The sequence below is a fragment of the Nocardia sp. NPDC004340 genome (assembly GCF_053602575.1).
Window position 1 is genome coordinate 1431199 of record NZ_JBSGDW010000001.1, and the last position, 25193, is coordinate 1456391.

Annotated in this window: 24 protein-coding genes; 10 read left to right on the top strand and 14 right to left on the bottom strand. The window is 69.7% G+C overall.

Annotation, left to right across the window (positions count from 1 at the left end; all coding sequences use genetic code 11):
* Positions 1 to 77: 77 nt before the first annotated feature.
* Positions 78 to 692: a YqgE/AlgH family protein gene (locus tag ACWEOI_RS06330; protein WP_433669278.1), complete on the bottom strand. Its 615-nt coding sequence runs from the start codon at positions 690 to 692 to the stop codon at positions 78 to 80.
* 123 nt (positions 693 to 815) lie between these two features.
* Between ACWEOI_RS06330 and ACWEOI_RS06335 the strand changes: the two genes are divergently transcribed.
* A complete protein-coding gene (locus tag ACWEOI_RS06335; RefSeq protein ID WP_433669276.1) occupies positions 816 to 1577 on the top strand; it encodes a 1-acyl-sn-glycerol-3-phosphate acyltransferase in 762 nt (253 codons plus the stop codon).
* Positions 1578 to 1580: 3 nt separating this feature from the next.
* Here ACWEOI_RS06335 and ACWEOI_RS06340 read toward each other — a convergent pair whose 3' ends face one another.
* A complete protein-coding gene (locus ACWEOI_RS06340; protein WP_357097358.1) occupies positions 1581 to 1904 on the bottom strand; it encodes a GNAT family N-acetyltransferase in 324 nt (107 codons plus the stop codon).
* Between the two features lie 98 nt (positions 1905 to 2002).
* Here ACWEOI_RS06340 and ACWEOI_RS06345 point away from each other — a divergent pair, with 98 nt between their 5' ends.
* The gene (locus ACWEOI_RS06345) at positions 2003 to 3118 is read left to right on the top strand and encodes a glycerate kinase (RefSeq protein ID WP_452359089.1); all 1116 of its coding nucleotides are present in this window, start codon (positions 2003 to 2005) and stop codon (positions 3116 to 3118) included.
* On the opposite strand, the gene ACWEOI_RS06350 is transcribed toward ACWEOI_RS06345, so the two are convergent.
* The gene (locus ACWEOI_RS06350; RefSeq protein ID WP_452359090.1) at positions 3115 to 3471 is read right to left on the bottom strand and encodes a winged helix-turn-helix transcriptional regulator; all 357 of its coding nucleotides are present in this window, start codon (positions 3469 to 3471) and stop codon (positions 3115 to 3117) included. The two genes, ACWEOI_RS06345 and ACWEOI_RS06350, sit on opposite strands and share 4 nt — an antisense overlap.
* Before the next feature lie 138 nt (positions 3472 to 3609).
* Between ACWEOI_RS06350 and ACWEOI_RS06355 the strand changes: the two genes are divergently transcribed.
* Complete coding sequence (locus ACWEOI_RS06355) at positions 3610 to 4542, top strand: NAD(P)-dependent oxidoreductase (protein WP_452359091.1); 933 nt, start codon at positions 3610 to 3612, stop codon at positions 4540 to 4542.
* On the opposite strand, the gene ACWEOI_RS06360 is transcribed toward ACWEOI_RS06355, so the two are convergent.
* From ACWEOI_RS06360 to ACWEOI_RS06380, 5 genes are all read right to left on the bottom strand, one after another.
* Positions 4470 to 4712 (bottom strand): helix-turn-helix domain-containing protein, encoded by a 243-nt coding sequence (locus tag ACWEOI_RS06360; RefSeq protein WP_433669272.1) that lies wholly within the window; start codon positions 4710 to 4712, stop codon positions 4470 to 4472. The two genes, ACWEOI_RS06355 and ACWEOI_RS06360, sit on opposite strands and share 73 nt — an antisense overlap.
* Positions 4702 to 5598, bottom strand: a complete 897-nt coding sequence (locus ACWEOI_RS06365) for an ABC transporter permease (RefSeq protein WP_452359092.1) — start codon at positions 5596 to 5598, stop codon at positions 4702 to 4704. The genes ACWEOI_RS06360 and ACWEOI_RS06365 overlap by 11 nt, the downstream gene beginning before the upstream one ends.
* Positions 5595 to 6524, bottom strand: coding sequence for an ATP-binding cassette domain-containing protein (locus ACWEOI_RS06370; protein WP_433669268.1), 930 nt, complete (start codon positions 6522 to 6524; stop codon positions 5595 to 5597). Before ACWEOI_RS06370 ends, ACWEOI_RS06365 begins: the two co-directional genes overlap by 4 nt.
* Positions 6525 to 6683: 159 nt before the next feature.
* Positions 6684 to 7121 carry a type II 3-dehydroquinate dehydratase gene (gene aroQ, locus ACWEOI_RS06375; protein ID WP_357097348.1) on the bottom strand — a complete coding sequence of 146 codons (438 nt, stop codon included), beginning with the start codon at positions 7119 to 7121 and terminating at the stop codon, positions 6684 to 6686.
* Between the two features lie 28 nt (positions 7122 to 7149).
* Entirely contained in the window at positions 7150 to 7767 is a 618-nt protein-coding gene (locus tag ACWEOI_RS06380) for a hypothetical protein (protein ID WP_433669265.1), read from the bottom strand.
* Positions 7768 to 8227: 460 nt separating this feature from the next.
* Between ACWEOI_RS06380 and ACWEOI_RS06385 the strand changes: the two genes are divergently transcribed.
* Positions 8228 to 9781 (top strand): NTF2-like N-terminal transpeptidase domain-containing protein, encoded by a 1554-nt coding sequence (locus ACWEOI_RS06385; RefSeq protein ID WP_452359093.1) that lies wholly within the window; start codon positions 8228 to 8230, stop codon positions 9779 to 9781.
* Between the two features lie 7 nt (positions 9782 to 9788).
* Here ACWEOI_RS06385 and ACWEOI_RS06390 read toward each other — a convergent pair whose 3' ends face one another.
* From ACWEOI_RS06390 to ACWEOI_RS06400, 3 genes are all read right to left on the bottom strand, one after another.
* Positions 9789 to 10172 (bottom strand): DUF3054 domain-containing protein, encoded by a 384-nt coding sequence (locus ACWEOI_RS06390; protein WP_433669262.1) that lies wholly within the window; start codon positions 10170 to 10172, stop codon positions 9789 to 9791.
* Positions 10173 to 10251: 79 nt separating this feature from the next.
* Entirely contained in the window at positions 10252 to 11397 is a 1146-nt protein-coding gene (locus ACWEOI_RS06395; protein ID WP_433669260.1) for a flippase-like domain-containing protein, read from the bottom strand.
* 4 nt (positions 11398 to 11401) lie between these two features.
* Entirely contained in the window at positions 11402 to 12919 is a 1518-nt protein-coding gene (locus ACWEOI_RS06400) for an adenylate/guanylate cyclase domain-containing protein (protein ID WP_433673519.1), read from the bottom strand.
* Between the two features lie 172 nt (positions 12920 to 13091).
* On the opposite strand from ACWEOI_RS06400, the gene ACWEOI_RS06405 reads away from it, so the two are divergent.
* From ACWEOI_RS06405 to ACWEOI_RS06430, 6 genes are all read left to right on the top strand, one after another.
* Positions 13092 to 14219, top strand: coding sequence for an AI-2E family transporter (locus ACWEOI_RS06405; protein ID WP_433673518.1), 1128 nt, complete (start codon positions 13092 to 13094; stop codon positions 14217 to 14219).
* A gap of 21 nt (positions 14220 to 14240) precedes the next feature.
* The gene (gene macS, locus ACWEOI_RS06410; RefSeq protein WP_452359203.1) at positions 14241 to 15431 is read left to right on the top strand and encodes a MacS family sensor histidine kinase; all 1191 of its coding nucleotides are present in this window, start codon (positions 14241 to 14243) and stop codon (positions 15429 to 15431) included.
* Between the two features lie 14 nt (positions 15432 to 15445).
* Positions 15446 to 16108, top strand: coding sequence for a response regulator (locus ACWEOI_RS06415; protein ID WP_452359094.1), 663 nt, complete (start codon positions 15446 to 15448; stop codon positions 16106 to 16108).
* A 107-nt stretch (positions 16109 to 16215) separates the two neighbouring features.
* Entirely contained in the window at positions 16216 to 16860 is a 645-nt protein-coding gene (locus ACWEOI_RS06420; protein WP_379272903.1) for a DUF1707 SHOCT-like domain-containing protein, read from the top strand.
* A gap of 42 nt (positions 16861 to 16902) precedes the next feature.
* Positions 16903 to 17712 carry an alpha/beta fold hydrolase gene (locus ACWEOI_RS06425; RefSeq protein ID WP_433669257.1) on the top strand — a complete coding sequence of 270 codons (810 nt, stop codon included), beginning with the start codon at positions 16903 to 16905 and terminating at the stop codon, positions 17710 to 17712.
* Positions 17713 to 18338: 626 nt separating this feature from the next.
* Positions 18339 to 19985, top strand: a complete 1647-nt coding sequence (locus ACWEOI_RS06430; protein WP_452359095.1) for a DUF2339 domain-containing protein — start codon at positions 18339 to 18341, stop codon at positions 19983 to 19985.
* A 60-nt stretch (positions 19986 to 20045) separates the two neighbouring features.
* Here ACWEOI_RS06430 and ACWEOI_RS06435 read toward each other — a convergent pair whose 3' ends face one another.
* The 3 genes from ACWEOI_RS06435 to trmB are packed head-to-tail and all read right to left on the bottom strand — an operon-like array spanning position 20046 to position 24957.
* Positions 20046 to 23336 (bottom strand): MMPL family transporter, encoded by a 3291-nt coding sequence (locus ACWEOI_RS06435; RefSeq protein ID WP_452359096.1) that lies wholly within the window; start codon positions 23334 to 23336, stop codon positions 20046 to 20048.
* Positions 23336 to 24106: an NYN domain-containing protein gene (locus ACWEOI_RS06440; RefSeq protein ID WP_357094131.1), complete on the bottom strand. Its 771-nt coding sequence runs from the start codon at positions 24104 to 24106 to the stop codon at positions 23336 to 23338. Before ACWEOI_RS06440 ends, ACWEOI_RS06435 begins: the two co-directional genes overlap by 1 nt.
* A complete protein-coding gene (trmB, locus tag ACWEOI_RS06445) occupies positions 24103 to 24957 on the bottom strand; it encodes a tRNA (guanosine(46)-N7)-methyltransferase TrmB (RefSeq protein ID WP_433669250.1) in 855 nt (284 codons plus the stop codon). Before trmB ends, ACWEOI_RS06440 begins: the two co-directional genes overlap by 4 nt.
* Positions 24958 to 25193: the final 236 nt, after the last annotated feature.

Genomic DNA, 25193 nt, shown 5'->3' on the forward strand with positions numbered 1-25193 from the left:
CCGGTGAGTTACCCATAGGTCACCGGATCAGTGGTCGCGTTCGGGACGGCAGTGTGTGCCATACCGGATCCACGATCCTAGTTGCGTTCCAGTTCGATCGGGTGCGTGGCGAGGAGGGCGAGGGGGAGGGGTTGGCGGCGCAGGACGTGGGCCCAGAGGTCGACGCGGCCCGCCAGGGGGTCGGTGGGCAGGGCCGAGAGGACGATCCAGTCGCCGCGGTCCAGTTCGCCTTGCAGCTGGCCGAAGGTCCAGCCGGCGTAGCCCGCGAAGACCCGGATGCCGTCGACCAGACCTTCGATCCGGTCGGGGTCGGAATCCAGGTCCACCAGGGCCACCCGGCCGTCGACCCGCCGCACGCCGGCCACCCCGGCGATGGACGCGCCCACCTTGATGGTGGCCAGGCAGAGTGCCGCATCGCGTTTCACGGGGCCGCCGATGTAGAGGGCGCGCGGCCCGGCGGCGAGTTCGGACCAGTTGGGGAGCACATCGTGCAGGGCGGTGTCGCTGGGCTTGTTGAGCACCACGCCCCAGGTGCCGCCGTCATTGTGCTCGAGGATGTAGACCACCGAGCGCCGGAAGGACGGCTCGGTCAGATCGGTTGCCGACACCAACAGAGTTCCTGGCCGAACCACCTGGTCCTCATGCCGGAATTCGCGTCGAGATCGGTCACCGTGTTCCTCTGCACGCGCCACTCAGCCATCATCGCACTGAGACACGGTAATTGCGTTGCTTAATTTGCCGGTTACCCTTTTGTGCCGTCGGGGGCGGAAGAACTTGTCCCGCATACCTTGCGGTTGGTAGCTAGGGTGGGCGCTATGGAACGCCCCGAGGTCATCCTCGAGAACGCCGACACCGTGTACGACTTCTACCGCGATGACCAGCAGAACGTGCTGAAGGCGAAGGCGGCCTACTGGCTGCTCGGTCGTCGCTACCGGCCCCGTATCACCTACGCGGCCGGGGCGCGGGAGAAGTTGCGCGAGTTGATCTCCCAGCGGCGTCCGCTGCTCATCGCGGTGAACCACCTTTCCCAGCTGGATCCGTACACGGTCGCCGCCGCGGCCTGGCGCAGCGCCATGCGGCCGGTCATCGGGCGCACCCGGGTGCTGGCCAAGGACGAGCTGTTCACCGAGCCCAAGCTGCGCGGACGCATCGACATGATGGGCGGGATCCCGGTCTTCCGCGGCAAGGACCACGGGGTGCGCGCGGTCAATGCGGCCGGACAGCGCATGATCGACATCTGCGCCGAGCGCATGGCGCGCGGGGACGGGATCGCGGTGTTCCCGGAGGGGACCTGCAACGATGTCGACCCCACCCAGGTGCAGACCATCGGAAGCGGCATCGGCCATATCGCCTTCCGGGCCAAGAAGCTCGGCGCCGAACCCGCGCTGGTGAGCCTCGGGCTCAGCTACGGACCGCGCCTGGATCCGGCGGTGGAACCCACCAAGGAGGAGGCGTACTCGGCCAGCTTCTACTTCGGGGTGCCGGTCGCCGAGCTGCCCGCCAAACCCGCCGAGATCACTCGGGTGGTCCGCGACGAACTGCAGGTCGCGCTGGACGGAGCGGTGAAGGCGTACTAGGCGTCAGTGCTGCGGCAGATTGAGCCGTTCCCGGGACCAGTGCGGCACCAAAGCCAGGTATTCGGGCCGGGATTCGACGAAGTGGTGCACCATCGGGCACAGCGGCAGGATCCCGAACCCCGCGTCCCGGGTCTGATCGAGCGCACCCTGCACCAGCTTGCGCCCGTAGCCCTGCCCCTCGAACTGGGGATAGATCTCGGTGTGCACGAAGGCCCGCTCATTGGCGGTGTCCTGATACGCCGCGACCCCGGCGAGGTAATCGTCGATATACAACTCGAACCGCTCCAGCGCGGAATTCTTACGGACCTCGATCGACTGACTCGGCATGCGTGCGACGCTAGTTCCCCGGCCCTGGCAATTTGTCCGTTCGACCGAACCGTGTCGCCTGGCGTGTCGCTTTCCGGCGCAGCGATCACACTGGACGCATGACGGACCCACGGCCGCGCCGGGTGCTGCTCGCCCCGGACAAATTCAAGGGCTCACTGACCGCCGCGCAGGTGGCGGACGCACTCGCGGCGGGAATCACCCGCGCCGACCCGGGCGCCGAGGTGCGGCGCTCACCGGTGGCCGACGGCGGCGACGGGACCGTGGACGCCTTCGTGGCGGCGGGCTGGGAGCGGGTCGAGGTCGAGAGCTTCGGCCCCACCCTCGCACCGGTGACCACCTCCTACGCGGTGCGCGGGCGCACGGCCGTGGTGGAGCTGGCCGCGGTGAGCGGGTTCGCGAAACTGCCGGACGGGCAACCGGATCCCCTGCACGCCAGCACCTACGGCGTCGGTGACGTGATCGGCGACGCGCTCGACCGGGGTGCGCGCGACATCGTGCTCGGATTGGGCGGCAGCGCCTCCACCGACGGCGGCGCGGGCCTGCTGCAAGCTCTCGGCCTGCGCATCCTCGACGTCGACGGCAATGAATTGCCCTGCGGGGGAGCGGCACTCGCGCGCGCCGTGCGGGTGGACCGCGGCGATCTGCATCCCGGACTGGCCGATGCGACCGTGACCCTGGCCAGCGATGTGGACAACCCGCTGCTCGGGCCCGGCGGCGCGGCCGCCATCTACGCCCCGCAGAAGGGCGCGGACCCCGAGCAGGTCGCCACTCTCGAAGCGGCACTGAAGAATTGGGCCGCCGTGCTCGGGCCGGAATGGGCGGACCGGGCGGGCGCGGGCGCGGCGGGCGGCGCCGGATTCGGGGCGCTCGCCGCCCTCGGCGCGCGGCTGCGCCCCGGCATCGAGTTGATCCTCGACCTCATCGACTTCCCGGCCCAGTTGAAGGACGCCGACCTGGTCGTCACGGGGGAGGGCTCGCTGGACGCGCAGAGTCTGTCCGGCAAGGCCCCGATCGGGGTCTGCCGCGCGGCCCGGGCGGCCGACCTGCCGGTCATCGCGGTCGCGGGCCGGGTACGACTGACCCCGGACCAGGTGCGGGACGCCGGATTCGAGGCGGCCTATGCCCTGTCGGAACTGGAGCCCGACCCGGCCCGCAGCATGGCGGACGCCGCGGACCTGCTGGAACGGATCGGTGAGCGGATCGGCGGAGCCTAGGCGGACGGGGTGAGCGCGCGGCCGGGAATCCGGTTCCGATTGCGGTCGCCCCACTCCTCCAGCGGTCGCAGCGCCGCGCTGAGCTCCTGGCCCAGCTCGGTGAGCGAATACTCCACGCGCGGTGGGATTTCCGGGAAGATCTCCCGGTGCACCAGGCCGCTCGCCTCCATCTGCCGCAGGTTCTCGGTGAGCACCTTCTCGCTCACGCCGGTCAGCAGCTGCCGGATCTGCCCGAAGCGCTGGGTGCCCTCGGCCAGCACCCACATCAGGTGCAGTTTCCATTTGCCGCCGACCGCGCCGATGGCGATGGACATGCCGCACACCTCGTGATCCCTGTCACCGCCGGTACTCATCGCGCCCTCCTGACCAGATTGCCAACCTCCAGGTAAGCAACCGCACCCGCGAGTGCGGTCTTCCCGAGGCTACCGATCCCGGACGACCATCGATTCCGGCGCGCCACCGCAGAACAGCCGAAATCGAAGGGGTACAGCATGTCCGATCAGCGCAGTTCCGTCACCGTCATCGGCCTGGGCCCGATGGGCCGGGCCATGGTGAAGGCCTTCCTGAAGGCCGGGGTCGAGGTGACGGTGTGGAACCGCAGCCCCGAGAAGGCGGACGCCATGGTCGAGCTCGGGGCGACGCGCGTGGGCACCGTCGCCGAGGCGCTCGACGCCAACGAGGTGGTGGTGCTCAGCCTCACCCACTACGCCGCCATGTACGACGTGCTCGGCCCGGTCGCGGATCGCCTGCGCGGCAAGGTGATCGCCAACTTGTCCTCGGATTCGCCCGAGCAGGCGCGCCGGGGCGCGGCGTGGGTGCGGGAGCACGGCGCCGAATTCCTGTCCGGCGGCGTCATGTCGGCGGGCAACAATATCGAGCACCCGGCGTCGTACATCTTCTACAGCGGCCCGCGCGCGGTCTTCGACGCGCACGCCGAGCTGCTGCGCCCGCTCAGCCCGCCGGAGTACCTGGGCGCGGATGACGGTCTGGCCCAGGTCTTCTACCAGGGCCTGCTCACCATCTTCCATCCCTGGCTGCTGGCTTTCGACCAGGCCACGGCCATGATCGCCCGGGCGGGTCACGACATCGCGCAGTTCGTGCCGTTCGCGGTGCGCTCCAATGCCGCCTTCCCGTACTTCATGGAGCAGTTCTCGGTGCGGAACGCGAGCGGCGGCTGGGCCGACCTGGCGGGGCTGCGCATGATGGACGCGGGCGCGCAGCACGTCATCGACGCCAGCGAGGAGGCCGGCGTGGACGCCACGCTCTCGCACACCGCCCAGGCGTTCTGGCGCCGGGCGGTGGCCGCCAGCCTGGCGGCCGGGAGCCCGGTGTCGACCTACGAGCTGATGGCTCAGGCGGTTTCGGAGCCGATGCGCGGGAACGGGGCGGTGGAGAAGATGATCTCCACCGGCACCTCGAAATAGGCCGCCAGCCGCAGCGCCAGGTGCAGGCTCGGGCTGTACTCGCCGCGCTCCAGATAGCCGACCGTCTGGTAGTGCACGCCCAGGGCCTCGGCCAGTTCCCGCCGCGAGATCCCGCGCTCGGCCCGCAACATGGCGATCCGGTTGTAGATGACCTCGCTGTTAGTAGGCACGCGCCATGGCCCTCTCGCGGCGGGCCGCCACGGCCGCCCCGGATTCGCGGCGGGCCATGCGGCGCAGCACCATCGGCGCGATCAGGATGCCCGCGACCGCCCACGCGCCCAGCACCATCGGCGCGATCAGGATGCCCGCGACCGCCCACGCGCCCAGCACCGCGACGGTTTCCAGGTGCCGCCAGGAGTGGGTCAGCTCCACCACCGAAGCATTGTCGGGCAGCATGGCCGAGCGCATACCCAGGCCCATCCAGTAGATGGGGAACACCTGCGCCACCGCCTGCAGCCAGCCGGGCAGGCTGGTGATGGGGTAGAAGATTCCGGAGATCGCCACCAGACCCATGATGGGGAACGACACGAAGCCGATGCTGCGCGGGCTGTCGAACGCCGAGCCGATGATCGCGCCCAGCGGCAGGCAGGCCAGCAGGCCGAGCGCCAGGATGCCGATCAGCGTGGCCCATGCGCCGACGCTGTCCAGGCTCACCCCGCCGATCGCGAACAGGCCGAAACCGAGGATCAGGGCCACCTGCACCACGGTGACACCGGAGACCGCGGCGACCTTGCCGATCAGATAGCCCAGCATTCCGTTGGGAGTGGCCTTGGCGCGCAACAGGGTCCCGTCCTCGCGGTCCATGGCCAGGCCCTGGGCGATGCCGAACATGCCGGTGAAGGCGACCAGCATGCCGAGCACGCTGGGCAGCGCCAGCGCGCCCAGTCCGACGCCGGTGCCCTCGAAGTCACCGTGGCGCATGAAGAACACCGCGACCATGGTGGCCACCGGCCAGAAGAACTGCGAGAAGATGTCCATCCCGTTGGTGAGGGTCTGCACCACTTCGATGCGGCCGCGCCGGAGCCCCGCCCGGATCGCCACGGTCGTCGCGTTCATCGGGCCACCTCTTCCAGACTGTGCAATTCGATGTCGCCCTGGCCGGATTCGAACCGCTGGACCAGGGTCATGTAGGTGTCCTCGAGCGAGGCGCGGCGCACTTCCAGCTCCTCGACGGCCTCGCCGAACTGCTTGAACAGCTCGTGGACGAACTTGGTGGACTCGGTGGTGGTGTGCACGAAGCGCTGCCCGTCGCGGGTCCACTTCACCTCGGCCTCACCGGCGATGCGGCGGGAGAGCTGATCGGCGGAGCCGTCGGCGATGATGCGCCCGCCGGCCAGGATCAGGATGCGGTCGGCCAGCTTCTCGGCCTCGTCCAGATCGTGGGTGGTGAGCAGGATGGTGGTGTGGTCGTCGTCGGCGAGACGGTGCACCAGGTCGTGGAATTCGCGGCGGGCCTGCGGATCGAAGCCCGCGGTCGGCTCGTCCAGGAACAGCAGTTCGGGGCGGCCGACGATGCCGATGGCCACGTCCAGGCGACGGCGCTGGCCACCGGACAGGGTCATCACCTTGGCGCCCGCGTGTTCGGTGAGGCCGACGGCGGCGATCAGCTCGTCGGTGTCCCAGGGCCGGCGGATGGCGGGGGTGGAGTAGGGCGCGTAGTACATGCCCAGGTACTCGAGGAGTTCGCGCACCCGCCATTTGCCGTGGTCGCGCCACGATTGCAGCACCACGCCCAGACGCGCCCGCCAGGCCTCCTCGCCGTGCGCGGGGTCCGTTCCGAGTACTTCGACCCGGCCCGCCGAGCGCATGCGGAAGCCCTCGAGGATCTCGATGGTGGTGGTCTTGCCCGCGCCGTTGGGCCCGAGCAGGGCCACCACCTCGCCGCGATGCGCCTGGAAACCGACATCGTGCAGTACGTCGCGCGAGCCGTAGCGCATACGCAGATTCTCGACGTCGAGTACGACGTCCTCGCCGACCGTCATGGCACCCCTCCGTAGTAGAAGCCGGATTGGATGTAGCATAACTACTACATTTTGAGGTGCTCAAGCTATTTATCGAGAACGTGAAAAAGGGCCCGGCTCTGGGGAGAGCCGGGCCCTGCTGCGAAGGATCCGCGCCGCTCGGCGCGGGCGCGGAACCGGTCAGCGCGTGCTGAGGAACTCGACGGCCGCCGCGTAGCCCTGGATGCCCATGCCCGCGATCACCGCGGTCGCGATCGGGGACACGAACGAGTGGTGCCGGAACTCCTCGCGGGCGTGCACATTGCTGATGTGCACCTCCACGATCGGCACCTCCGGGATCACCAGCGCGTCCCGCAGCGCCACCGAGGTGTGCGTGAGCCCGCCCGGATTGATGACGATGCCGGACTCCACACCGCGGGCGGCGTGAATGCGATCGATCAGCGCGCCCTCGTGATTGGACTGGAACGCCACGATCTCGCGATCGAACCGCGCCGCGGTCTTGCGGCACAGTTCGACCACGTCGTCGAGCGTGTCGGCCCCGTACACCTCGGGCTGACGGGTGCCCAGCATGTTCAGATTGGGGCCGTTGAGCACCAGGATCGGGCCGGTAGCAGGCATGCGCCCACTCTATCGGCCGGTCGGGCGATCACAGGCCGCGCGGTCCCTCCGTCCGCAGGTCGTCGACTTTGCGCATGGCCGTGCGCAATTCCCCGAGCCACTCCTCGGCGTGCTTGCCGGCCAGCTTGACCGTCCAGGCCAGCGCGTCGGAGCGGGAGCGGGCGACCCCGGCGTCGACCAGGGTGTCGAGCACCTTGCGCTCGGGCTGGCGCAATCGGGTCATGACCGGTACGGCCAGATGCGTGAACATGATTCGTTCGCCGTCCATGAGCACGCCCCAGGCGACATTGCGGCCGTAGCGGGCCTGCGCCTCCTGGGCGATCTGCATGCGGGCGGGCCGGGTGGACTCCCGGAAGCGGGCGAGCAGGCCCTCACGGGTGGCCTGCGGGACGCCGGCCGGGCCCGCGTCGGCGGCGGGGGCGTCCGCGCCGGGTTCGGCGGCGGGGGTGGATTCGGCTGGGGGGAGCGGGAGTTCGCCGAGGACGACGATTTCGTCGCGATCGACCTCGAGGGTTGCGGGACCGGTGAACCAGTCGGCTGGCAATCTGCCAGCGAACCAGTCGGGGGCGTCCGAGACGTCGGGGAGGTCGGCCTGCTGCCAACCGCCGGTGCGTCCGAAGCCGGGTCCACGATGTCCGTGTCTCATGTTGGTCACACTCACTTACGGCATGGAGTTGTAATGCTGATTACAACGTTACGTCGAAATTGGGTGCGTGGGTTCCGCTCTGGGAGAACGGGGTCTCGAGGCATGGTCACGAATCGCGCGCGGGGCTGTCACCAGTGAGAACCGAACGGTCTGCCGAGTCCCGAATACGCCAGTGCTGTAACCGACCGGTGATCATGTAACTGGTCCCTACTGAACGATTTCGGCACTATGGTGATGCTCAGTACGTGCGCTCCTGGTGGAGAAGGTGGCGCCGCGGCGTTCGGAGCGCGGTACCGTGGACCTGATGCTGATGTGGCCAGAGTGAAGAGTGGGCGATATGGATGTGTGGGGATCCCGCCGCTTCCGAGTTCGGGGTGCTATCGCACTCGCGGGTGTGGCGGCCGTCGCGATCGCGATGGGGTCGTGTGGGTTTCGGGACAAATCGACGGGCGCGGAGAATGTGGTCGATCAGTTCACCTCGCTGATCGACAAGAAGGACTACGACGGAGCGTCGCGACTGACCTCCTATCCGGCGGGCGCCTCGGCAACGCTGAAGCAAGTCTTCGAGGGCCTGGGACCGGGTAAGCCCGAGTACCGCGTCACCCAGTTCATCAAACTGGACGGTACAACCGGCCTCTTCTCCATGACCGGTGCCTGGAACTTCGGCGAGAACCGGAACTGGAAGTACGACCTCAACGGCACCGTCCGCAAACTCAGTGTGGGCTGGCGCATCTCGTGGGATCCCGCCCTGGTCATGCCGCAGCTCGACGCCAAGCGGACCGCCAAACTGGTCCGCACCGAAGCCCAGCCCTCCCCGCGGGTGAACGACATCGTCGGCCAGCCGCTCATGACCGAGCAGACCATCAATGTGGTCAAGCTGGACCCGGCCAAGATCACCGACCCGGTCGCCTCCACCAACGCGCTCGCCGCCGCCATCGCCCCGGTCGCCCCGCTCATCGACGGACCGGCCCTGATGCAACAGCTTTCGGCCGCGCAGGGCAAACCCATCACCGCGGTCAACCTGCGCGACGGCGACTTCGCCATCCTCGAACCGCGCATGGCCCCGATCCCGGGCGTGGTGCTGGAGAAGCAGCCCAAGCTCATCTCCGCCGACCGCCGGGTGTGGTCGCCCATGCTCGACGCGCTCACCAAGGTGTGGGACGAGAACCGCGACAACCACTCCGGCTGGGGCGTGCAGCTGTTCGAGCCCAACGGGGCCATGGTCACCCAGCTCGCCGGGGAACAGGGCCCGCCCGGACCCGACGTCCCGGGCACCATGGACCAGCACCTGCAGCGCGCCGCCGAGGACGCCGCGGTGAGTACCGGCTCGCCCACCTCCATCGTGGCCATCCAGCCCTCCAGCGGGGCCCTGGTCGCGGTCGCCCAGAACAGTCAGGCCAGTGAGCGCGGCAATATCGCCTTCACCGGGCTGTACCCGGTCGGCGGCATGATCGAGCTGTTCAAGAATGTCGCCGCGGTCACCAAACACAAAGCGCCGCAGGATGTCTCGGTCGGCGACGCCGCCGACGCGGCCAGCCTGCTCGGCATCGGCATCGACTTCCGGGTGCCCGGCCTCGACGAGACCACCGGCCGCCTGCCCACCGGCAAGAACACCGCCGAGAACGTCAGCCGCGGCGGCGCCGCCGACTCGCTGATGGCGAGCCCCTGGGGCATGGCCATCGCGGCGGCCGCGGTCGCGCGCGGGCAGGTGCCCAAGCCGATGATCGCCATCGGCCAGCCCGCCACCACCGAAGCCGACCTGCCGGCGTTGCCGCCGGAGGCCACCGACCGGTTGCGCGCCATGCTGCACGACGGCGGCGGCGCGCCGGAGATGGCGGCCCTCGGCCGGTATCGCGATGTCCAGGTCTACAGCGCCACCACCGGCAACAACGGGTGGCTGGTCGCGACCCTCGGGGATCTGGCCTTCGCCATCCACATCGACGATCCCGACAGCAGCGACCTCACCGCGCGGGTGGCCGCCCGGCTGTTGCAGTCGCTGGCCACCCCGGACTAGCGGCGGTTCAGCGGGAGGACAGCGCCTGCGCGGCCGCGCGCCAGCCGACCAGGAACAGGCCCAGGAAGGTCGCGGCCACGATCACGAAGCTCACCGCGACACCCTGACCCGACACCGCGCGCAGCAGCATGCCGCCCGCCAGCGTGCTCAGCCACACGATCACGCCGGTCGGCCACACCGTGCGGCCGTCGAAACGCCGTGCCGCCGAGACGCCTTCCCGGCCCGCCGCGACCGCCGCCGACAGCACCCAGCCCAGCAGCAGCCCGGTGCCGAACGGCCAGAACGTGCGCAGCAGGCCCGCGATGATCGCCTCGTCGTGACTGCGCCGCCCGATCGCGCAGAACACGATCACCAGGGCGACATCCACAGCGAAGGGCACGAGTTTCTTCACGCGGCACAGGGTATCGGGCGGCTCGGAGACGCTGATGTAGGGACACTCCACCCTGGCAGGTCACCGGCGGCGAGGGAGGTCAGGCGGAAGTCGCGTCCGGGTCCGGGGGAGGTGTGGCGCGGCGGCGGTCCGTGACCAGCGAATTGCCGCGCTCCTCGAACTCCTTCTCGAGTTCGGCGTCGCCGGCCTGCGGCTTGCGGAACAGGAACAGGAAGACGATCCAGCCGACGATCGCCACCAGGATGAAGCTCACCAACCGGTAGAGGAAGGCGGCGGCCACGGCCTGCGCGGCGGGCAGCCCGGCCGCGGCGGTCAGCGAGTAGATGAGGGTGGCGTCCACGTAGACGATGCCGCCCGGCGCCAAAGGAATGGTGCCCACGGCCTTTCCGGCCGCGAAAGCCAGCATGAGCGCCGCCCAGCGCGGGTCCGCGCCCACCGCGTAGCAGGCGAATCCCAGGCAGGCGACGTCGGCGAGCCGGTGTACCAGCGCCCAGGCCGCCACCCACGCGCCATCACGTTTGCCCAGGTCCACCGATTCCAGCTGGGACATGATCTCCTCGATCTTGTCCATGCCGTCGTCCGCGGGTCTGCGTCTGATCCGGTTGACCAGGTGCAGGATTCGCTGCAGCAGGCCCTGCACCCCGTCCGGGTGCCGGGCCACGTAGTTCACCGCCCAGATCAGCAGCGCGACCGTGCCCAGCGTCAGGATCACCTTGGCCGGACCCACCCGGTCCCCGGCCAGCACCGTGCCGAACAGGCCCAGCAGCGCCAGCCCCGCCGCCGCCACCACGCCCGACATCACCAGCTGCCAGGACGCCACGATGGGGCTCGCGCCCCAGCGCCGGGTCTGGCGGTAGGTGAAGGCGGTCGAGAACACCTGACCGGCGGGCAAGGTCAGCGACATGCCGGTGGAGCCGTACACCACCGACACCGACTTGCGCTGACTCACCTCCACGCCGCCGGCGTGCAGCAGCTGCTTCTGGATGCGACCGAACCCGGACATGGAAACCGCCTGCATGAGGATGCAGGCGGCGACCCAGCCCCAATGGATTTCGGTGAGGTTCTTCCAGGATTCGTGCAGGCGCGGATATAGGTAAATGCCCTCGGAAATCAGCAGTCCCACGAGCGCGGCGCCCAGCACCCATTTGGCCCACCAGAATCTGCCACGGCGCGCGTTGTCCGCGGGCGGCGCGGGTTCGCCGTCCAGCTCACCATGGGCCGTCACGTCGTCAGCCTAACGAACTCGCCGCCGCCTCGTCTGCAGCAGCGGGGTCGGTGCCTGTCCGCGGCCACGCCAGCCGGGTTTTCCGGCGGCGGCCACGCAGTTGCACTTCTTCTCCGGTCTGCCAATGCCGCTGCTCGTTCTCATCGGCGAAGAACAGGGCACTCGACGAGGTCAGGACCCGTTCGGGCCGGTCTTTCGCGAGTTCGGTCAGGCGCGACGCCTCGTTCACCGGATCGCCGATCACGGTGTATTCGAAACGATTCGCCCCGCCGATATTCCCGGCCACCGCGAGTCCGGCCGAGACGCCGATACCGATATCCAGGCCGACCACCTCGCGCAGGGCTTCGCGCAGTTCACGGGCCGCGGCCAGGGCCGCGGTCGGTGCGTCGGGGCGATCCAGCGGCGCGCCGAAGATGGCCAGCGCGGCATCACCCATGAATTTGTTGATGAGCCCGTGATGGCGGTCGATGACATCCACCACGACCCGGAAGAACTCGTTGAGCAGGCTGACCACTTCGGTCGGCGGGCGTTCCGCCGCGGTCGCGGTGGAGCCGACCATATCCACGAACAGGACCGCCACGAATCGGGTTTCACCACCGAGTTCGGTGCCGTACTCCAGGGCCCGCCGCGCGACATCCTCGCCGACGTGCTGACCGAACAATTCCTGCAGTTCCCGGCGTTTCGCGGCCTCGCCCATCATTCGGTTGAAGCCCACCTGCAGCAGCCCGATCTCGGAGCCGTCGAAAACTTCCACCTGCACATCCCGGGCGCCCTCCTGCACCCGGTCGATGGCCTGGCTGAGCTGGCGGATCGGATCGGAAATGGAGGAGCCGGTGAGCATCGAAAGCGCCAGCGCCTGCATGATCACCACGCCGCACAACAAGAGAATCGAGACCGCCAGCGACTGCGCGGAAAACTGGACGCGAGAAGAAATCTGGGTGACGCACAGCAGCACGATGGCGATGGTCGGCGCGAAGGTGCCCATCCCCCAGGTCATGGCCATCCGGGTGCCGACACCCGCGGTCAGGGTGTGGTCGAAGGCCCCCACGGTCAGCGCCTCGGCCGCGACCGGCCGCAGAATCCGTTCCCCCAGCATGTAGGTGAAGCCGAAAACGATGGTGGCGGCCATACATTCGGTGACGATCACCGCCGCCGCCAGCTCCGGGGTGCGCACGATGATCAGCGAGGCCAGCACCGCGCCGCCGACCAGCCACAACACCAGATGCACGATGGCCTGTCGCAACGGGGCGTGCAGCGCCGCCATCTGCTCCTGCCGCGACGGCGGCCCGCCCCGCATCTGCCACCGCATCACCGGCCGCAGCATCAGCGCCGACGCCGTCACGCTCAGGAATCCGCCGATCACGAAGACCAGCGCGGGCACCAGCAGCCCGGTCTCGCGGGTCGCGCTGGTGCCGCCCTCCGGCACCGGCAACCCGTACTCGATGAACGCCCACACCAGGACAGCGCCGAACGCGTTGGCCGCGAGCATCGAAGCTAAGTACAGCGGCCAGCGGGTATGCATGGTCTGTTTGACCGCTTCCAGGGGCGCTGACACCGCTCCAATCTAGCGTTTGCATCGCCGGTACATGCCTGCGGAGGTTCCGGCCGTTAGGCTCGCTCAGGTGAGTGAGGCGCAGGCGGTGTCCAGCGGGTCCGGGGAAACGAGTCAGGTACGGCGGCGCGACGTGGAGGCTGTGCACCCGCTCGTCCGGCAGACCGCGGAGTGGTGCTGGCGGCTGCTCATCATTCTGGCGGCGGTGGTCGCGGTCGCGTATCTGGCGCGGCGGCTGTCGACGGTGACGATTCCGATTTCCATCGCGCTGCTGGGCGCGGCTCTGATGGCGCCGCTGGTCAATTGGATGCAGCGGTTCGGGGTGCCGCGGGCCATCGGGGTGCTGGTCGCGCTGATCGGGTCGCTCGGGATCCTGGCCGGGATCATGACCTTCGTCGTGGAACAGTTCGTCTCCGGTGTGCCGCAGCTGTCCGACGAGTTCAAGACCTCCGTGCACCAGGTGCAGGACTGGCTGATCAACGGGCCGCTGCACCTGAGCAACGATCAGATCCGCAATGCGGGCGACACCATCGTCAAGACCGTCGAATCCAACAAGGACGCGCTCACCAACGGGGCGCTCACCACCGCCACGGTCATCGGCGAGTTCTTCACCGGCACCTTCCTGACGCTGTTCATCCTCATCTTCTTCCTCTACGGCGGCGACCAGATCTGGGAGTTCTGCACCCGCATCGTCCCGGCCGCGCACCGCTCCAGGGTGCGGGAGGCCGGCCGGCTCGGCTTCGGCACCCTCACCGGCTTCGTCCGGGCCACCGTGCTGGTCGCGGCGGTGGACGCCATCGGCATCGGCGCGGGCCTGGCGATTCTCAATGTGCCGCTGGCGCTTCCGCTGGCCTCGCTGGTCTTCATCGGCGCGTTCATCCCGATCGTGGGTTCCTTCATCGCGGGTTCGGTGGCGGTGTTCATCGCGCTCATGACCAAGGGCCTGGTCACCGCGCTCATCGTGCTGGGCATCACGGTCGCGGTCATGCAGCTGGAAGGCCATGTGCTGCAACCACTGCTGATGGGCCGCGCGGTGCGCATCCACCCGCTGGCCGTAGTGCTGGCCATCGCGGCGGGTGTGGTGCTGGCCGGGCTCGCGGGCGGTCTGCTGGCGGTGCCGTTCGTGGCCGTGGTCAATACCGCCATGCGTTCGCTGCTCGCCGATTCGCCCGAGGAGGCGTATCAGGAACTGCACACCGGCGATCCGGACCAACCCATGTACGCCGCCAAACCCGACGGTCCCGACGGCCGAGCGGTCACGGAGGACTGAGTGGGGCGCGGGACCGAACCGGTGCCGGGCGGGACCGGGCCCGATCCCGCCTGGGCCGCCACCGCGCCGCTGTGGCGGGCGGTGCAGGCCTTCCGGCTGGTCACCCTGCTGTACGCGGTCGGCCAGCAGGTGGCCTCGGTCCCGCACTACACCAATCAGCGGCTCAGCTGGGCGCTGATCGCGGTCATGGCGGTGTGGTCGGGCATCTCCGCGATCCTGTTGTCGCAGTGGCGGATCCGCAACGAGCCGCGGGTGCGCACCGGGGTGGTGATCGGCGACCACGTGGTGGTGATCGCCCTCATCTTCGCCACCCGGCTGGTCGCCCCGTACGACTGGTACCACGGCCATCAGACCCTGCCCACCACGCTGTGGGCCGCCAATGCCGTGGTCTCCGCGGCGATCCTGTGGGGGCCGTTCGGCGGCATCTGCTCGGGGCTGGTGGTCTCCGCCGCAGTCATCACCGCCCGCGCCCAATGGGATGTCGACGTCTGGCGCGACGCCACGCTGCCGGTGCTGATCTCGGTGGGCCTGGCCCTGGGCCTGGCCTCCAACACCGCCCGCCGCGCCCACGCGCAGCTCCAGCGGGCCATCCGGCTCACCGCCGCCGCCCAGGAACGCGAACGCCTGGCCCGTCAGGTGCACGACGGCGTCCTCCAGGTGCTCAGCTACATCAAGCGGCGCGGGCACGAGATCGGAGGGCCGACAGCGGAACTGGCGCAGCGGGCGGGGGAGCAGGAGGTCGCCCTGCGGGTGCTCATCTCCGAACAGGGCGAACCCGCCGACGTCAGCGGGGTGGACGAGGATCTGCGTCCCCTGCTCACCGCGCAGACCACGCCGTCCGTCTTCGTCTCCACGCCCGGCGATCCGGTGCTGCTCGGGCACTGGGCGGCCCGCGAGGTCGCCGCGGCCGTCGCCGCCGCCTTGGCGAATGTGGTCCAGCACGCCGGACCGGGCGCGAAAGCCTATGTGCTGCTGGAGGATATGGGTGACGAGCTGATCGTGAGCGTGCGCGACGACGGTCCGGGCATTCCGCCCGGGCGGCTCGTGGAGGCCGAAGGGCAAGGGCGCATGGGTGTTTCACGCTCCATCATCGGCCGGGTCGCCGCGCTCGGCGGCACCGCGCAGCTGCTGTTCGAAGCGGCGCCCGAGGACGGCGACGAGGGGGCGGGCGCGGAATGGGAGTTCCGGATTCCCGTCGAACGGCCACAATGAGAGCGGAGGCGGACATGAGCGAAGCGGCGGACCGGATCACCGTGATGGTGGTCGACGACCACCCGATCTGGCGCGACGGCGTCGCCCGCGACCTGGCCGAGGCCGGATTCGACGTGGTCGCCACCGCCGACGGCGTGCGCTCGGCCGGCGCCCGCGCCGCCGCCGTCCGCCCGGTCGTCGTGCTGATGGACATGCAGCTCCCCGACGGTAATGGAGCCGACGCCACCGCCGAGGTGCTGCGGGTCTCCCCGCGCACCCGGGTGCTGGTGCTGTCCGCGTCGGCCGAACGCGACGACGTGCTCGACGCCATCAAGGCCGGGGCCACCGGCTACCTGGTCAAGAGCGCCTCGGCCGCCGAACTCCTCGACGCCGTGCACGCCACGGCCGCCGGACAAGCGGTGTTCACCCCCGGCCTGGCCGGGCTGGTCCTCGGCGAATTCCGCCGCATCGCCAACACCCCCGCCGACCGCGACGAACCCCATCGGCCCGCGCTCACCGACCGCGAGACCGAAGTGCTGCGGATGGTGGCGAAAGGCTTGTCCGCCAGGCAGATCGCGACCCGGCTGGGCCTGAGCCACCGCACCGTCGAGAACCACGTGCAGTCCACGCTGCGCAAACTCCAGCTCGGCAATCGCGTCGAACTGACCCGGTACGCCATCGAACAGGGCCTCGAGTAGGGGGAGCGGTTCAGGGATTGCCCTGATGCGGTGACCGGCTCGGGCTCGCTAGCCTCGAAGACATGGGAGGTCCTGAAGCGGTTTCCGCGCTCGAGACCGGCACCGTGATCGGCGACCGGGATCTACGGGTATCTGATGTAGAACGCGAACATGTCGGCCGGCTGCTGCAGCGAGCGGTCGGGCTGGGCATGCTGTCGCTGGGGGAATTCACCGAGCGCATGGACACCGCGCTCGCGGCCAAGACCCGCGGCGAACTCAACGCGGTGCTGATCGATCTGCCGGGGGTCCGGCTGGTCGGGCAGCCCGCCCCCGCCGCACCGCACTATGTGCCGCCGCAGCCCCGATTCGTGGCCGGGCCGCCGCGCCTGCCGCAACCCGTGCCCGGCAATGTGATTCGGGCGCGCATGTCGAGCGTGCACCGCAGGGGCGTCTGGCACGTGCCGCCCAGTCTCGTGCTGAACAGCATGATGGGCAGCGTGCACCTGGACTTCACCCAGGCCGTCATGTCCACCCAGGTGGTGGAGATCCACGTGAACGACACCTGCAGCTCGCTGGAGCTCATCCTGCCCGCCGAGGCGACCGTGGACCTCAATGCCATCGACCTGATCGGGTCCAGCGCCAACACCAAGGTGCGCAGCGGGCCGCCGATGGGTCCGCTGCACATCATCGTGCACGGGAGCCTGCGGTTCAGCTCCGTCACCGCCAAGCACCCGTTCGGGACCAACTGGAAGCGCTTCCTCAACGGGGCGTGAACCGGTCGGCGGGAGCCGGAGCCGGACGGTAGGGTCACGCGCATGGTGGAAGGCGTCCCGGCCCCCGAGGCAGTGCATCGAACCGGCCGCGGCGAACCGTTGCTGCTGTTGCACGGCGTGCTGCTCACCTGGCAGTCCTGGGGTGGCGTACTCGACGACCTGGCCGCGAGCCACACCCTGCTCGCCCCCACCCTGCCCGGGCACTGGGGCGGACCCGAGGCCGCGCGTCCCGCCACCGTGACGGCGCTGGTCGACCACTGCGAGCGGCTGCTCGACGAATCCGGTTGGGACACGGTCCATATCGCGGGCAACTCGCTGGGCGGCTGGATCGCCCTGGAACTCGCCGCCCGCGGCCGGGCTCGCTCCTGCACCGCCATCGCACCCGCGGGGCTGTGGCGCACCCCCGCTGCCGCGGACTCGCTGCTGCGCCGGTTCCGTGCCTTCGGGCCGCTGATCGGGCTGGGCCCCGGCCAGCAGCCGACCATGCCGTCGTTATTGCGCAGTCTGCTGTTGCCGCTGCTCGCCTACCGCCCGGCCGCCGTGCCGAATCCGCTCGCCAAGGCCATGACCGCGGCCATCACCGAATGCGCCATCGTCGACGACCTCGCGACCGACCCCGAGCTGCCCGTCGGCTTCACCGGCCTGGCCGAGCTCGACGTCCCCACCACGATCCTGCTGCCCGAACACGACCGGGTGCTGCCGCCGCACGTCTACGCGCCGCTCACCCCCACCGCGGCCGTGCGGATCCGTCCGCTCCCGGACCTGGGGCACGTCCCCATGCTGGAAGCCCCCGACCTGATCACCGCCGAGATCACCGCGACCATCGCGCGGGCCGCCGCCCACTCCGCCTGACCGCTCGGCCGCGACTCGCGTAGTAATCGCCCGCCGCCCGGGTGTTTCTACTCATGTGGCAGAACCCGCAGGTCGGGAGCATTGCGGGCATGAATCCCGCCATCGATCCCCGCCTGATCGCGCGGCTGTCGACCGAATTCACCTCGCTCGGCGAGCACCTGAACGTCCTCGGCCGCGACCTCGACACCCTGCACACGCAGGTTCTCGCCGAAACCATGCGGACTGCGGCACAGACCGCGACCGGCACGGGCATTGCCGGGGCGGGCGGGCCTGAGGCCCCCTCGACCGTCTCCGCCACGGAACGGCGGCCGGAACAGGGCGTTCCGGGTGTACCCGGCGGAGTTGCCGCGGCTGAGCTCGGCGGACAGCCCGTTCAGGGGAATGTTCCGGCGGGGCATGAGGTTCCGGCCTGGAATGCGCCGTGGTCCGGTCCGGCCGGAGCTGTGCCGGCGTGGGCGCAGCCCCCCGTGGGTGTGCCGGGATGGCCTGCGCAGCAGGGGGTTCCGATTCCGCCCGCCCCCGGCTGGATCCCGCCCGCAGGACCGACGGGAATGCCTGTGGGGCAGCCTGTTCCGGGTCCGGCCGGCGCGGCTCCGCCGGGGTGGGCTGGTCCGGGTGCGCAGCCTATGTCGTCGATGCCCGGGTTGCCGCAGCAGCGGCGCGTGGTGGCCGGGCGGCCGGTGCGGGAGCCGTGGTGGCAGCGGGAAGGCGTGATCAGCCGGGTGCTGGCCGTGGCCGGGGTGGCGGTCACCTTGATCGGCGTGGTCATGCTGCTGGTTCTGGCGGCGCAGGCCGGGTTCTTCGGACCGGTGCCGAGAGTTATTGCCGGTGGTCTGTTCTCGGCCGCTCTGGTGGGGGTCGGGGCGCGGGTGTTCGCCAAGCCGGGCGGCCGGGTCGGGGGAATCGCGTTGGCGGCCACGGGTATCGCCGGGGGATATCTGGATGTGGTCGCCATGACCACGATGTACCGGTGGCTGGATCCCGTCGTCGGGTACGTGGTGGCGTTCGGGATCGCCGCCGGGGGCGTGGCGCTCGCCATGCGGTGGAACTCCCAGGGTCTGGCCGTGCTGGTCACGGGCGGGGCGGCGGTGCTCGCGCCGTTCGTTTCGACGGAGTTGATGCTGCTGGTCGGCTTCCTGATCGTGTTGCAGATCGCCGCTCTGCCAGTGCAGTTGGTGCGGGATTGGCCGTGGCTGCACGTGATTCGGACGATTCCGGCGGTGCTGGTGACCTTGCTCGCGGTGGTCGGCACGGCTCTCGATTCGGGTGCGGGGCCGGACCGGTATCAGGCGCTGGCCGCCGCGATCGTCATCGCGGTGACCGGGCTGGCCGGTGCGGTGCTCGCCGGGCGGCTGCGGGCGGGCGACGTGACCGCGAGCCTGAGCTTCGGCGCGGCGACCGTGCCGATGCTGGCCGCGCCCGTCCTGTTCTCCGGGCGCACCGGGCCGACGGTGCTGGCCGGCGCTGTCGCGGCGGTACTGCTGCTGGTCGCGGCGGTGCCGTGGGTGCCGAAACTCGGTGCCGCCGTCCGGATTCCGGGGCACCTGGCCGTGGTGTCCGCGCTGGCCGGTGCGGTCGCGCTGCTGGAGGCGTGTGCCGGCGTGACCGAGGTGCAGACGCTGCCGACGGCGCTGTTCGTGGTCTCCATGGGCTTCCTGGCGGTGGCCGGACAACAGCGGTCGCGGTTCGCGGCGGCGCTCGGCGCGGCCTACGGCGGGCTGGGCGCGCTCGCCTTCCTGTTCCGCGCCGACCCGGCCACGCTGGCCGGGCAGTCGGAAGCCGAAGCGCACCTGGGTATTTCGACCGCGTTGTCGGCGGTGTTCCTGCTCGCGGTGCTGGCGGTCGCGGCCTGGACCGCGCGTCGCCTGGGCCTGCTGGACCGGGAGTCCGACGCCGCCGTTCTGTCGGTGTTCGCCGGGATCGCCGGGCTGTACGCGGTGACCGCCCTGACCGTGTCGCTCGGCGTCGCCACCGGCAGTCGCGACGGGTTCCTGGCCGGACACGGTATCGCCACGGTGATCTGGATGGCCGCGGCCACCGCCGCCCTGCTGTTCGGCCTGCGCCGCCTCTCGCGCAAGTCGCCGCAGGCGAGGGTGGCGCTGGTGGCGGGCCTGCTGCTCACCGGTGCGGCCCTGGCCAAGCTGTTCCTGTTCGACCTGGCCACCCTGGCCGGACTGCTGCGCGCGGCCGCGTTCCTGGTGGTGGGTGTACTGCTGCTGATGGTCGGCACCCGCTACGCGCGGGCCTTCGCCGACCTGAACGCCCGCACCTAGGGCGGTGAAAAAGGAAGGCCCGGCCGAGAATTCGGCCGGGCCTTCCCGCGTCGCTTCGCGTCAGTCGTCGTTCTGGCGACGCAGCAGTTCGTTGACGCTCACCTGCCGCCCCTCACCACCGCGGTGCTTGGCGTCGTCCTCGTCCGGGTTGCCGGGGCGGCGACGGGAGGTGCGCAGATCCGACATCCACTGCTCGATGCTGCTGCGCCCGGGGCCGTCCTCGGGCTGCTCACCGGCCGCGTGATGCGTCGGATGGTGTTCCGCGGGAGCGGCTTCCGGCGCGGGCTGCTCGCCTTCCGGCTGCGGCTGGTACAGCTGGGCCCGGGTCGCCGGATGCGGCGCGATCTTCGGCGTCGGCGGCGGGAGCACCCGCTCGGACCCGACCGTGGACGTGGGCGGTGTCGCCTCGGGCTGCGGCGCCGGCGGTGCGGGCTGCGAGATCGACGGCACCGAACTCGGCGGCGTGACCGGCGCGGGCGGGGGCGTGAAACTCACGTCCTGGCTGTACGCCTGGCTCGCGGCGGGCTGTTCGGGCTTGCGCTGCGGCAGGCCGGGGGCGGAACCGCGTGCGGGCGAGGCGAAGTCGCCGATCGGGGTCACCGGACCGCGGGGCGCGGCGGACTCGGCGGGTCCGGCCGGGGCGACCGGCGGGACGGAACCGAAATCGGTGGTCGGCGCTTCCGCGGCGGCCGTGCTGATCACCCGGCGCGGGGCCAGCGGCGGAACCGACTCCACGGGCGCGCCATAGGTCTCGGACGCGGTGCCGAAGGTCTCCACCGGCGGGTTGAAGGTCGCCTCGGTGCTGGGTTCGCTGATGCCCGCGGGCTTGGCGAAGGCGGGGGGCGCGGTGGTCGACGGCGTGACGCCGAAGCCGGGACGGACTGTGGCGGAAGGGAATCCGGTCGGGGGGCGCACCGGTTCCGGAGCGGGCGCGACGCTCTCCGCCTGCTGCGCGGTGTTCTCCGGCGGCTGCGGAGTGTTGTCGGCGGGCGGCGTGGACTCGGCCGGCGTCACCGTGTCGATGCGCTGGGTCGGGGCCTCGCTGTCCACGTCGACGGTGCGGCGCGGGCGCGGCTTGCGCGGGCGCGCGGGCGTGGAACCGTCGGTGACGATCGGGATCTGCATGGTGACCGGGTCGGTGATCGGGGTGGTCTTGACCAGGTCCACGACCTCGCCGCCGCCGGGCCGCTCGTCGTCGAGGATGGGCTCGCCCAGGCCGATCTTCTGCTGGACCTTCTTCATCCACTTGGGCGCCCACCAGCAGTCGTCGCCGAGCAGCTTCATGGTGGCCGGGACCAGCAGCATGCGCAGCACGGTGGCGTCGATGAACAGCGCCGACACCATGCCGTAGGCGATGTACTGCATCATCACCAGGTCGGAGAACGCGAACGCGCCCGTGACCACCAGCAGGATGAGCGCGGCCGCGGTGATGATGCGACCGGTCTGCGCGGTGCCCGCGCGCACCGCCTCGGTGGTGCTCGCGCCTTGCGTGCGCGACTCCACCATGCGGGAGAGCAGGAACACCTCGTAGTCGATGGACAGGCCGTAGACCACGGAGATGATCAGCACCAGCACCGGCGACATGATCGGCTGTGGCGTGAAGTTCAACAGGCCCGCACCGTGACCGTCGATGAAGATCCAGGTCAGGATGCCGAGCGTGGACCCCAGGCCGAGCGCGCTCATCAGCGCCGCCTTGATGGGCAGCACCAGCGAGCCGAAGGTGAGGAACATCAGGATGGTGGTCACCAGCACCACCAGCGCGATCATCAACGGCATGCGGTCCAGCAGCGCGCTGATCGAATCCTGTTCGATGGCGGGCTGACCGGTGATCATCATGTCGACGCCCTCGGGCACCTCCATGGCGCGCAGCGCCTCGATGGCGGCGGCCTTGTCCGCGCCCTTCTCCAGGCGGCCTTCCGAGACCCACACGTTGGAGCCGTTCGGCGGCTTCGACGGGATCTGGAACTTGCCGTTGGACAGCAGGCCGGGCGTGCTCGCGTTGGCCTCACTGATCAGCGGTCCCACACTGCGCGACTCGTCGGTGATGATGACCAGCTGCAGCGGATCGGACTTGCGCATCGGGAACACTTCGTCGAAGTGCTGCTGCGCCAGTCGGGTCGAATTGTCCGGCGGGAGATAGGTTTCCGAGATACCGCCGAACTGCAGGTTCTTCACCGGGATGATGAGCAGCAGCAGGCCGATGGTGATCGGGATGGCCACCTTCAGCGGGTGCTTCATCACCCACGCGGTCATCCGGCCCCAGAAGCCGTTCTCGATCTGCTCGGTGGTCTTCTCCTTGCGGAAACGCTTGAGGCCCAGGGCATCCACGCGCGGCCCGAGAATGGACAGCAGCGCCGGCAGGACGGTGATCGCGGAGATCGCGGCCAGTGCGACGGTCGCGATGGTGCCGTAGGCCACGGACTTCAGGAAGCCCTGCGGGAACAGCAGCATGCCGGCGCTGGCGGCGATGATCATGGTCGCCGAGAAGATGACCGTGCGGCCGGCGGTCTGCACCGTGCGCCGCACCGCCGATTTGGTGTCGTAGCCGTCGGCCACTTCCTCTCGGAAGCGGCTGACTATGAACAGGCCGTAGTCGATGGCCAGGCCCAGGCCGATCATCGAAACCACCGGGGAGACGAACGAATTCACCTCGGTGAACTTCGTGATCCCCATGACGATGCCGTTCGCGCCGAGCACGGTGAGGCCACCGATGATCAGCGGCAGCGCGGCCGCGACGACACCGCCGAAGATGAAGAACAACAGCACCGCGACCACCGGAATCGCGATGATCTCCATGCGCTTCTGGTCCTGCGCCATGGTGTCGTTCAGGGTGCCCGCGATCGGCTGCATGCCGCCGACCTCGACCGTCACGTCCGGAACGGTGAAGGCGTTCTTCACATTCCGGTAGTTGCGCATGATCTCGGTGTCGTTGTCGCCCTTGATGGCGACCGTCGCGAAGGCGTGCTTGCGATCCGGGCTCACCGCCTGCGCCAGCTGCTGACCGGTCTCGGTCTTCCACGGCGACGCGTTGACCTGCGTGATCTCCGGGTGCTGCTTGGGCAGGTCGTTCAGGGACTGGATGACCTTCTGACTCCACGCCGGATCGTCGACGGTCTTGCCGTCGGGCGCGGTGTACAGCAGGACCACGTCGCTGTTGTGGTCGCGGTTGTAAACCTTGTCCTTGAGCTGCGCGGCCGCGGTCGACTCCGAGGTCGGGTCGTCCCATCCGCTGGAGCTGAGATGGTCCTCCAGCCCGAACCCGAACGCTCCCAACGAGAGCAGTGCGGCGACGACCACACCCAGGACGGTGTAGCGCAGCTTGTAGACCAGGTCGCCCCAGCGGGTGAACACTAAGCGACTCCTTGAGCGGGGCGGGAGGTGAGCAGGGCCGACAGCGGCCGGAACGGCTGCAGCCACGCACCCTCGTCGGGCAGCGAGTCGAGGCTGACCCTGGGCAGCGGTTCACGGAACACGCCCGGGATGTCCTCGAGGTCGATGAATTCGAGAATATCCGACGTGACGGCCCAACTCGCGTGCTCGCGGAAACCCAGTACCTGAACAGGCACGCCGGAAGCGGCGATCTCCTCGAGGGGCGCGCGGAACGCCTGCCCGTCGGCGGAGGCCACCATGATCCCGGCCAGTCCGGCGCCGCGGCGGCGTAGCTCGATGTGGCCGAGCATGTCGCTGTCCACATCGGAGTCTTCGTCGATCTTGGGTTTGGCGAAGACGGCGTAGCCGACATTGCGCAGTGCCTCGACCCAGGGTCGCACCACATCGGCGGTGCCGGGGGCGATATTGGTGAAGACGGTGGCCTCGGGCTCCACCCGGGTGGTGCTGCCCACCGACAGTTCGGCGGTGCGGGCCAGCAGCCAGCGGCCCAGCGCGTCGAAGCGCGGGCGGTAGGCGGCGGTGGGGCGGCCGCCGAGGATGGCGCCCAGGCCCATATCGAGATTCGGTGCATCCCAGACCAACAGCACGCGGCGTACGTCGGTGGCGGTGCCGCCAATGGCTACGGCTGCGTTGCCGTGGAGCCCGGTGGTGCCCTGTAGTCCGGTCGAGTCGCCGCCGTGCATTATTCCGGCAACTTCCGCGACCTCCGGGGTCATCTCACTGACGCTCATGATTCGATCTTCCCCCAGATGAACTCGGTGATGGCGCTACCCGCGCGGAGTCCTTTGTTTTCGAACTTGGTAATCGGACGTTCGAAACCAATCGGTGCCTTGTTTCGATACGCCTCGGGGTCCCCGCCGGTGGGCTCGTTCATGCCGATGAGCTGGGGTTCCGCATTGCCGTACAGGCCGATCCACTCCGCGTAGTCCGCGTGGTCGGTCGCGACATGCAACACGCCGCCCGGAATCAGCCGACTTGCGATGAGTGCGAAGGTTTCCGGCTGCAACAGCCGCCGCTTGTGATGGCGGGCCTTGGGCCACGGGTCCGGAAAGAACACGCGCACGCCCGTCAGCGATTCGGGAGCAATCATATTTTCCAGGACATCCACGGCATCGCCGCGCAGCAGCCGGAGATTGTCGATCCCCTCCCGCTCCACCCGCTGCACCAACTGGGCCAGACCCGGCTTGTAGACCTCGATGCCGATCAGGTTGAACTGCGGCTCGGCCTGCGCCATGGCCGCGGTGGCCGTGCCGGTGCCGCAGCCGATCTCGATGATCAGCGGGGCCGAACGGCCGAACCAGGCCTCGGCGTCCAGCTTTTCGTCGGATACGTCCTTGCCGATCACCGGCCACACCCGATCCCAGGCGTCCTGGCGGGCGGGCGACACCGCGCCGCGGCGGGCGCGGAAGCTGGTGACCCGGGGATAGAGCCGGTTGCCGCCCACGGGGCGCTCGCGGCCGGCGGTCTGCTCCGACTCGGCGGCGGGGTTCTCCGGGTGACCGGGGTCACCGGCGGGGTCGGCGGACCGCGGCCCGGGAGCTGGCTCGGCAGAGGGGTTCGCGGCGTCGTTCACGGCGTCCATTGTCCAGTATTCGATCCTTAGCGCAGCAATCGACCACGGGTTCCGACGGCCAAGATCAATCCGGCTGCCAGGCCGGACGCCACACCGGACACGCCGCCGCGACCACGCGCGATGACGACCGCACGGTGACTCACCTTGCGGTAGTTGCCATTTCCACCACCTCTCGAGGGGTGCGTTCGAGCCCGCTTCCCCGACCGCGCGGTCTTGATTGTGAGTTCCGTGAGAGTTTTCCGCCC

What these genes read in the sequence shown, in the direction of transcription:
- ACWEOI_RS06335 (WP_433669276.1), top strand. Translation starts at nt 816, where the DNA reads ATGGAACGCCCCGAGGTCATCCTCGAGAACGCCGACACCGTGTACGAC.
- ACWEOI_RS06340 (WP_357097358.1), bottom strand. Translation starts at nt 1,904, where the DNA reads ATGCCGAGTCAGTCGATCGAGGTCCGTAAGAATTCCGCGCTGGAGCGG.
- ACWEOI_RS06345 (WP_452359089.1), top strand. Translation starts at nt 2,003, where the DNA reads ATGACGGACCCACGGCCGCGCCGGGTGCTGCTCGCCCCGGACAAATTC.
- ACWEOI_RS06350 (WP_452359090.1), bottom strand. Translation starts at nt 3,471, where the DNA reads ATGAGTACCGGCGGTGACAGGGATCACGAGGTGTGCGGCATGTCCATC.
- ACWEOI_RS06355 (WP_452359091.1), top strand. Translation starts at nt 3,610, where the DNA reads ATGTCCGATCAGCGCAGTTCCGTCACCGTCATCGGCCTGGGCCCGATG.
- ACWEOI_RS06365 (WP_452359092.1), bottom strand. Translation starts at nt 5,598, where the DNA reads ATGAACGCGACGACCGTGGCGATCCGGGCGGGGCTCCGGCGCGGCCGC.
- ACWEOI_RS06370 (WP_433669268.1), bottom strand. Translation starts at nt 6,524, where the DNA reads ATGACGGTCGGCGAGGACGTCGTACTCGACGTCGAGAATCTGCGTATG.
- aroQ (WP_357097348.1), bottom strand. Translation starts at nt 7,121, where the DNA reads ATGCCTGCTACCGGCCCGATCCTGGTGCTCAACGGCCCCAATCTGAAC.
- ACWEOI_RS06380 (WP_433669265.1), bottom strand. Translation starts at nt 7,767, where the DNA reads ATGAGACACGGACATCGTGGACCCGGCTTCGGACGCACCGGCGGTTGG.
- ACWEOI_RS06400 (WP_433673519.1), bottom strand. Translation starts at nt 12,919, where the DNA reads ATGCATACCCGCTGGCCGCTGTACTTAGCTTCGATGCTCGCGGCCAAC.
- ACWEOI_RS06415 (WP_452359094.1), top strand. Translation starts at nt 15,446, where the DNA reads ATGAGCGAAGCGGCGGACCGGATCACCGTGATGGTGGTCGACGACCAC.
- ACWEOI_RS06425 (WP_433669257.1), top strand. Translation starts at nt 16,903, where the DNA reads ATGGTGGAAGGCGTCCCGGCCCCCGAGGCAGTGCATCGAACCGGCCGC.
- ACWEOI_RS06430 (WP_452359095.1), top strand. Translation starts at nt 18,339, where the DNA reads ATGTCGTCGATGCCCGGGTTGCCGCAGCAGCGGCGCGTGGTGGCCGGG.
- ACWEOI_RS06440 (WP_357094131.1), bottom strand. Translation starts at nt 24,106, where the DNA reads ATGAGCGTCAGTGAGATGACCCCGGAGGTCGCGGAAGTTGCCGGAATA.
- trmB (WP_433669250.1), bottom strand. Translation starts at nt 24,957, where the DNA reads ATGGACGCCGTGAACGACGCCGCGAACCCCTCTGCCGAGCCAGCTCCC.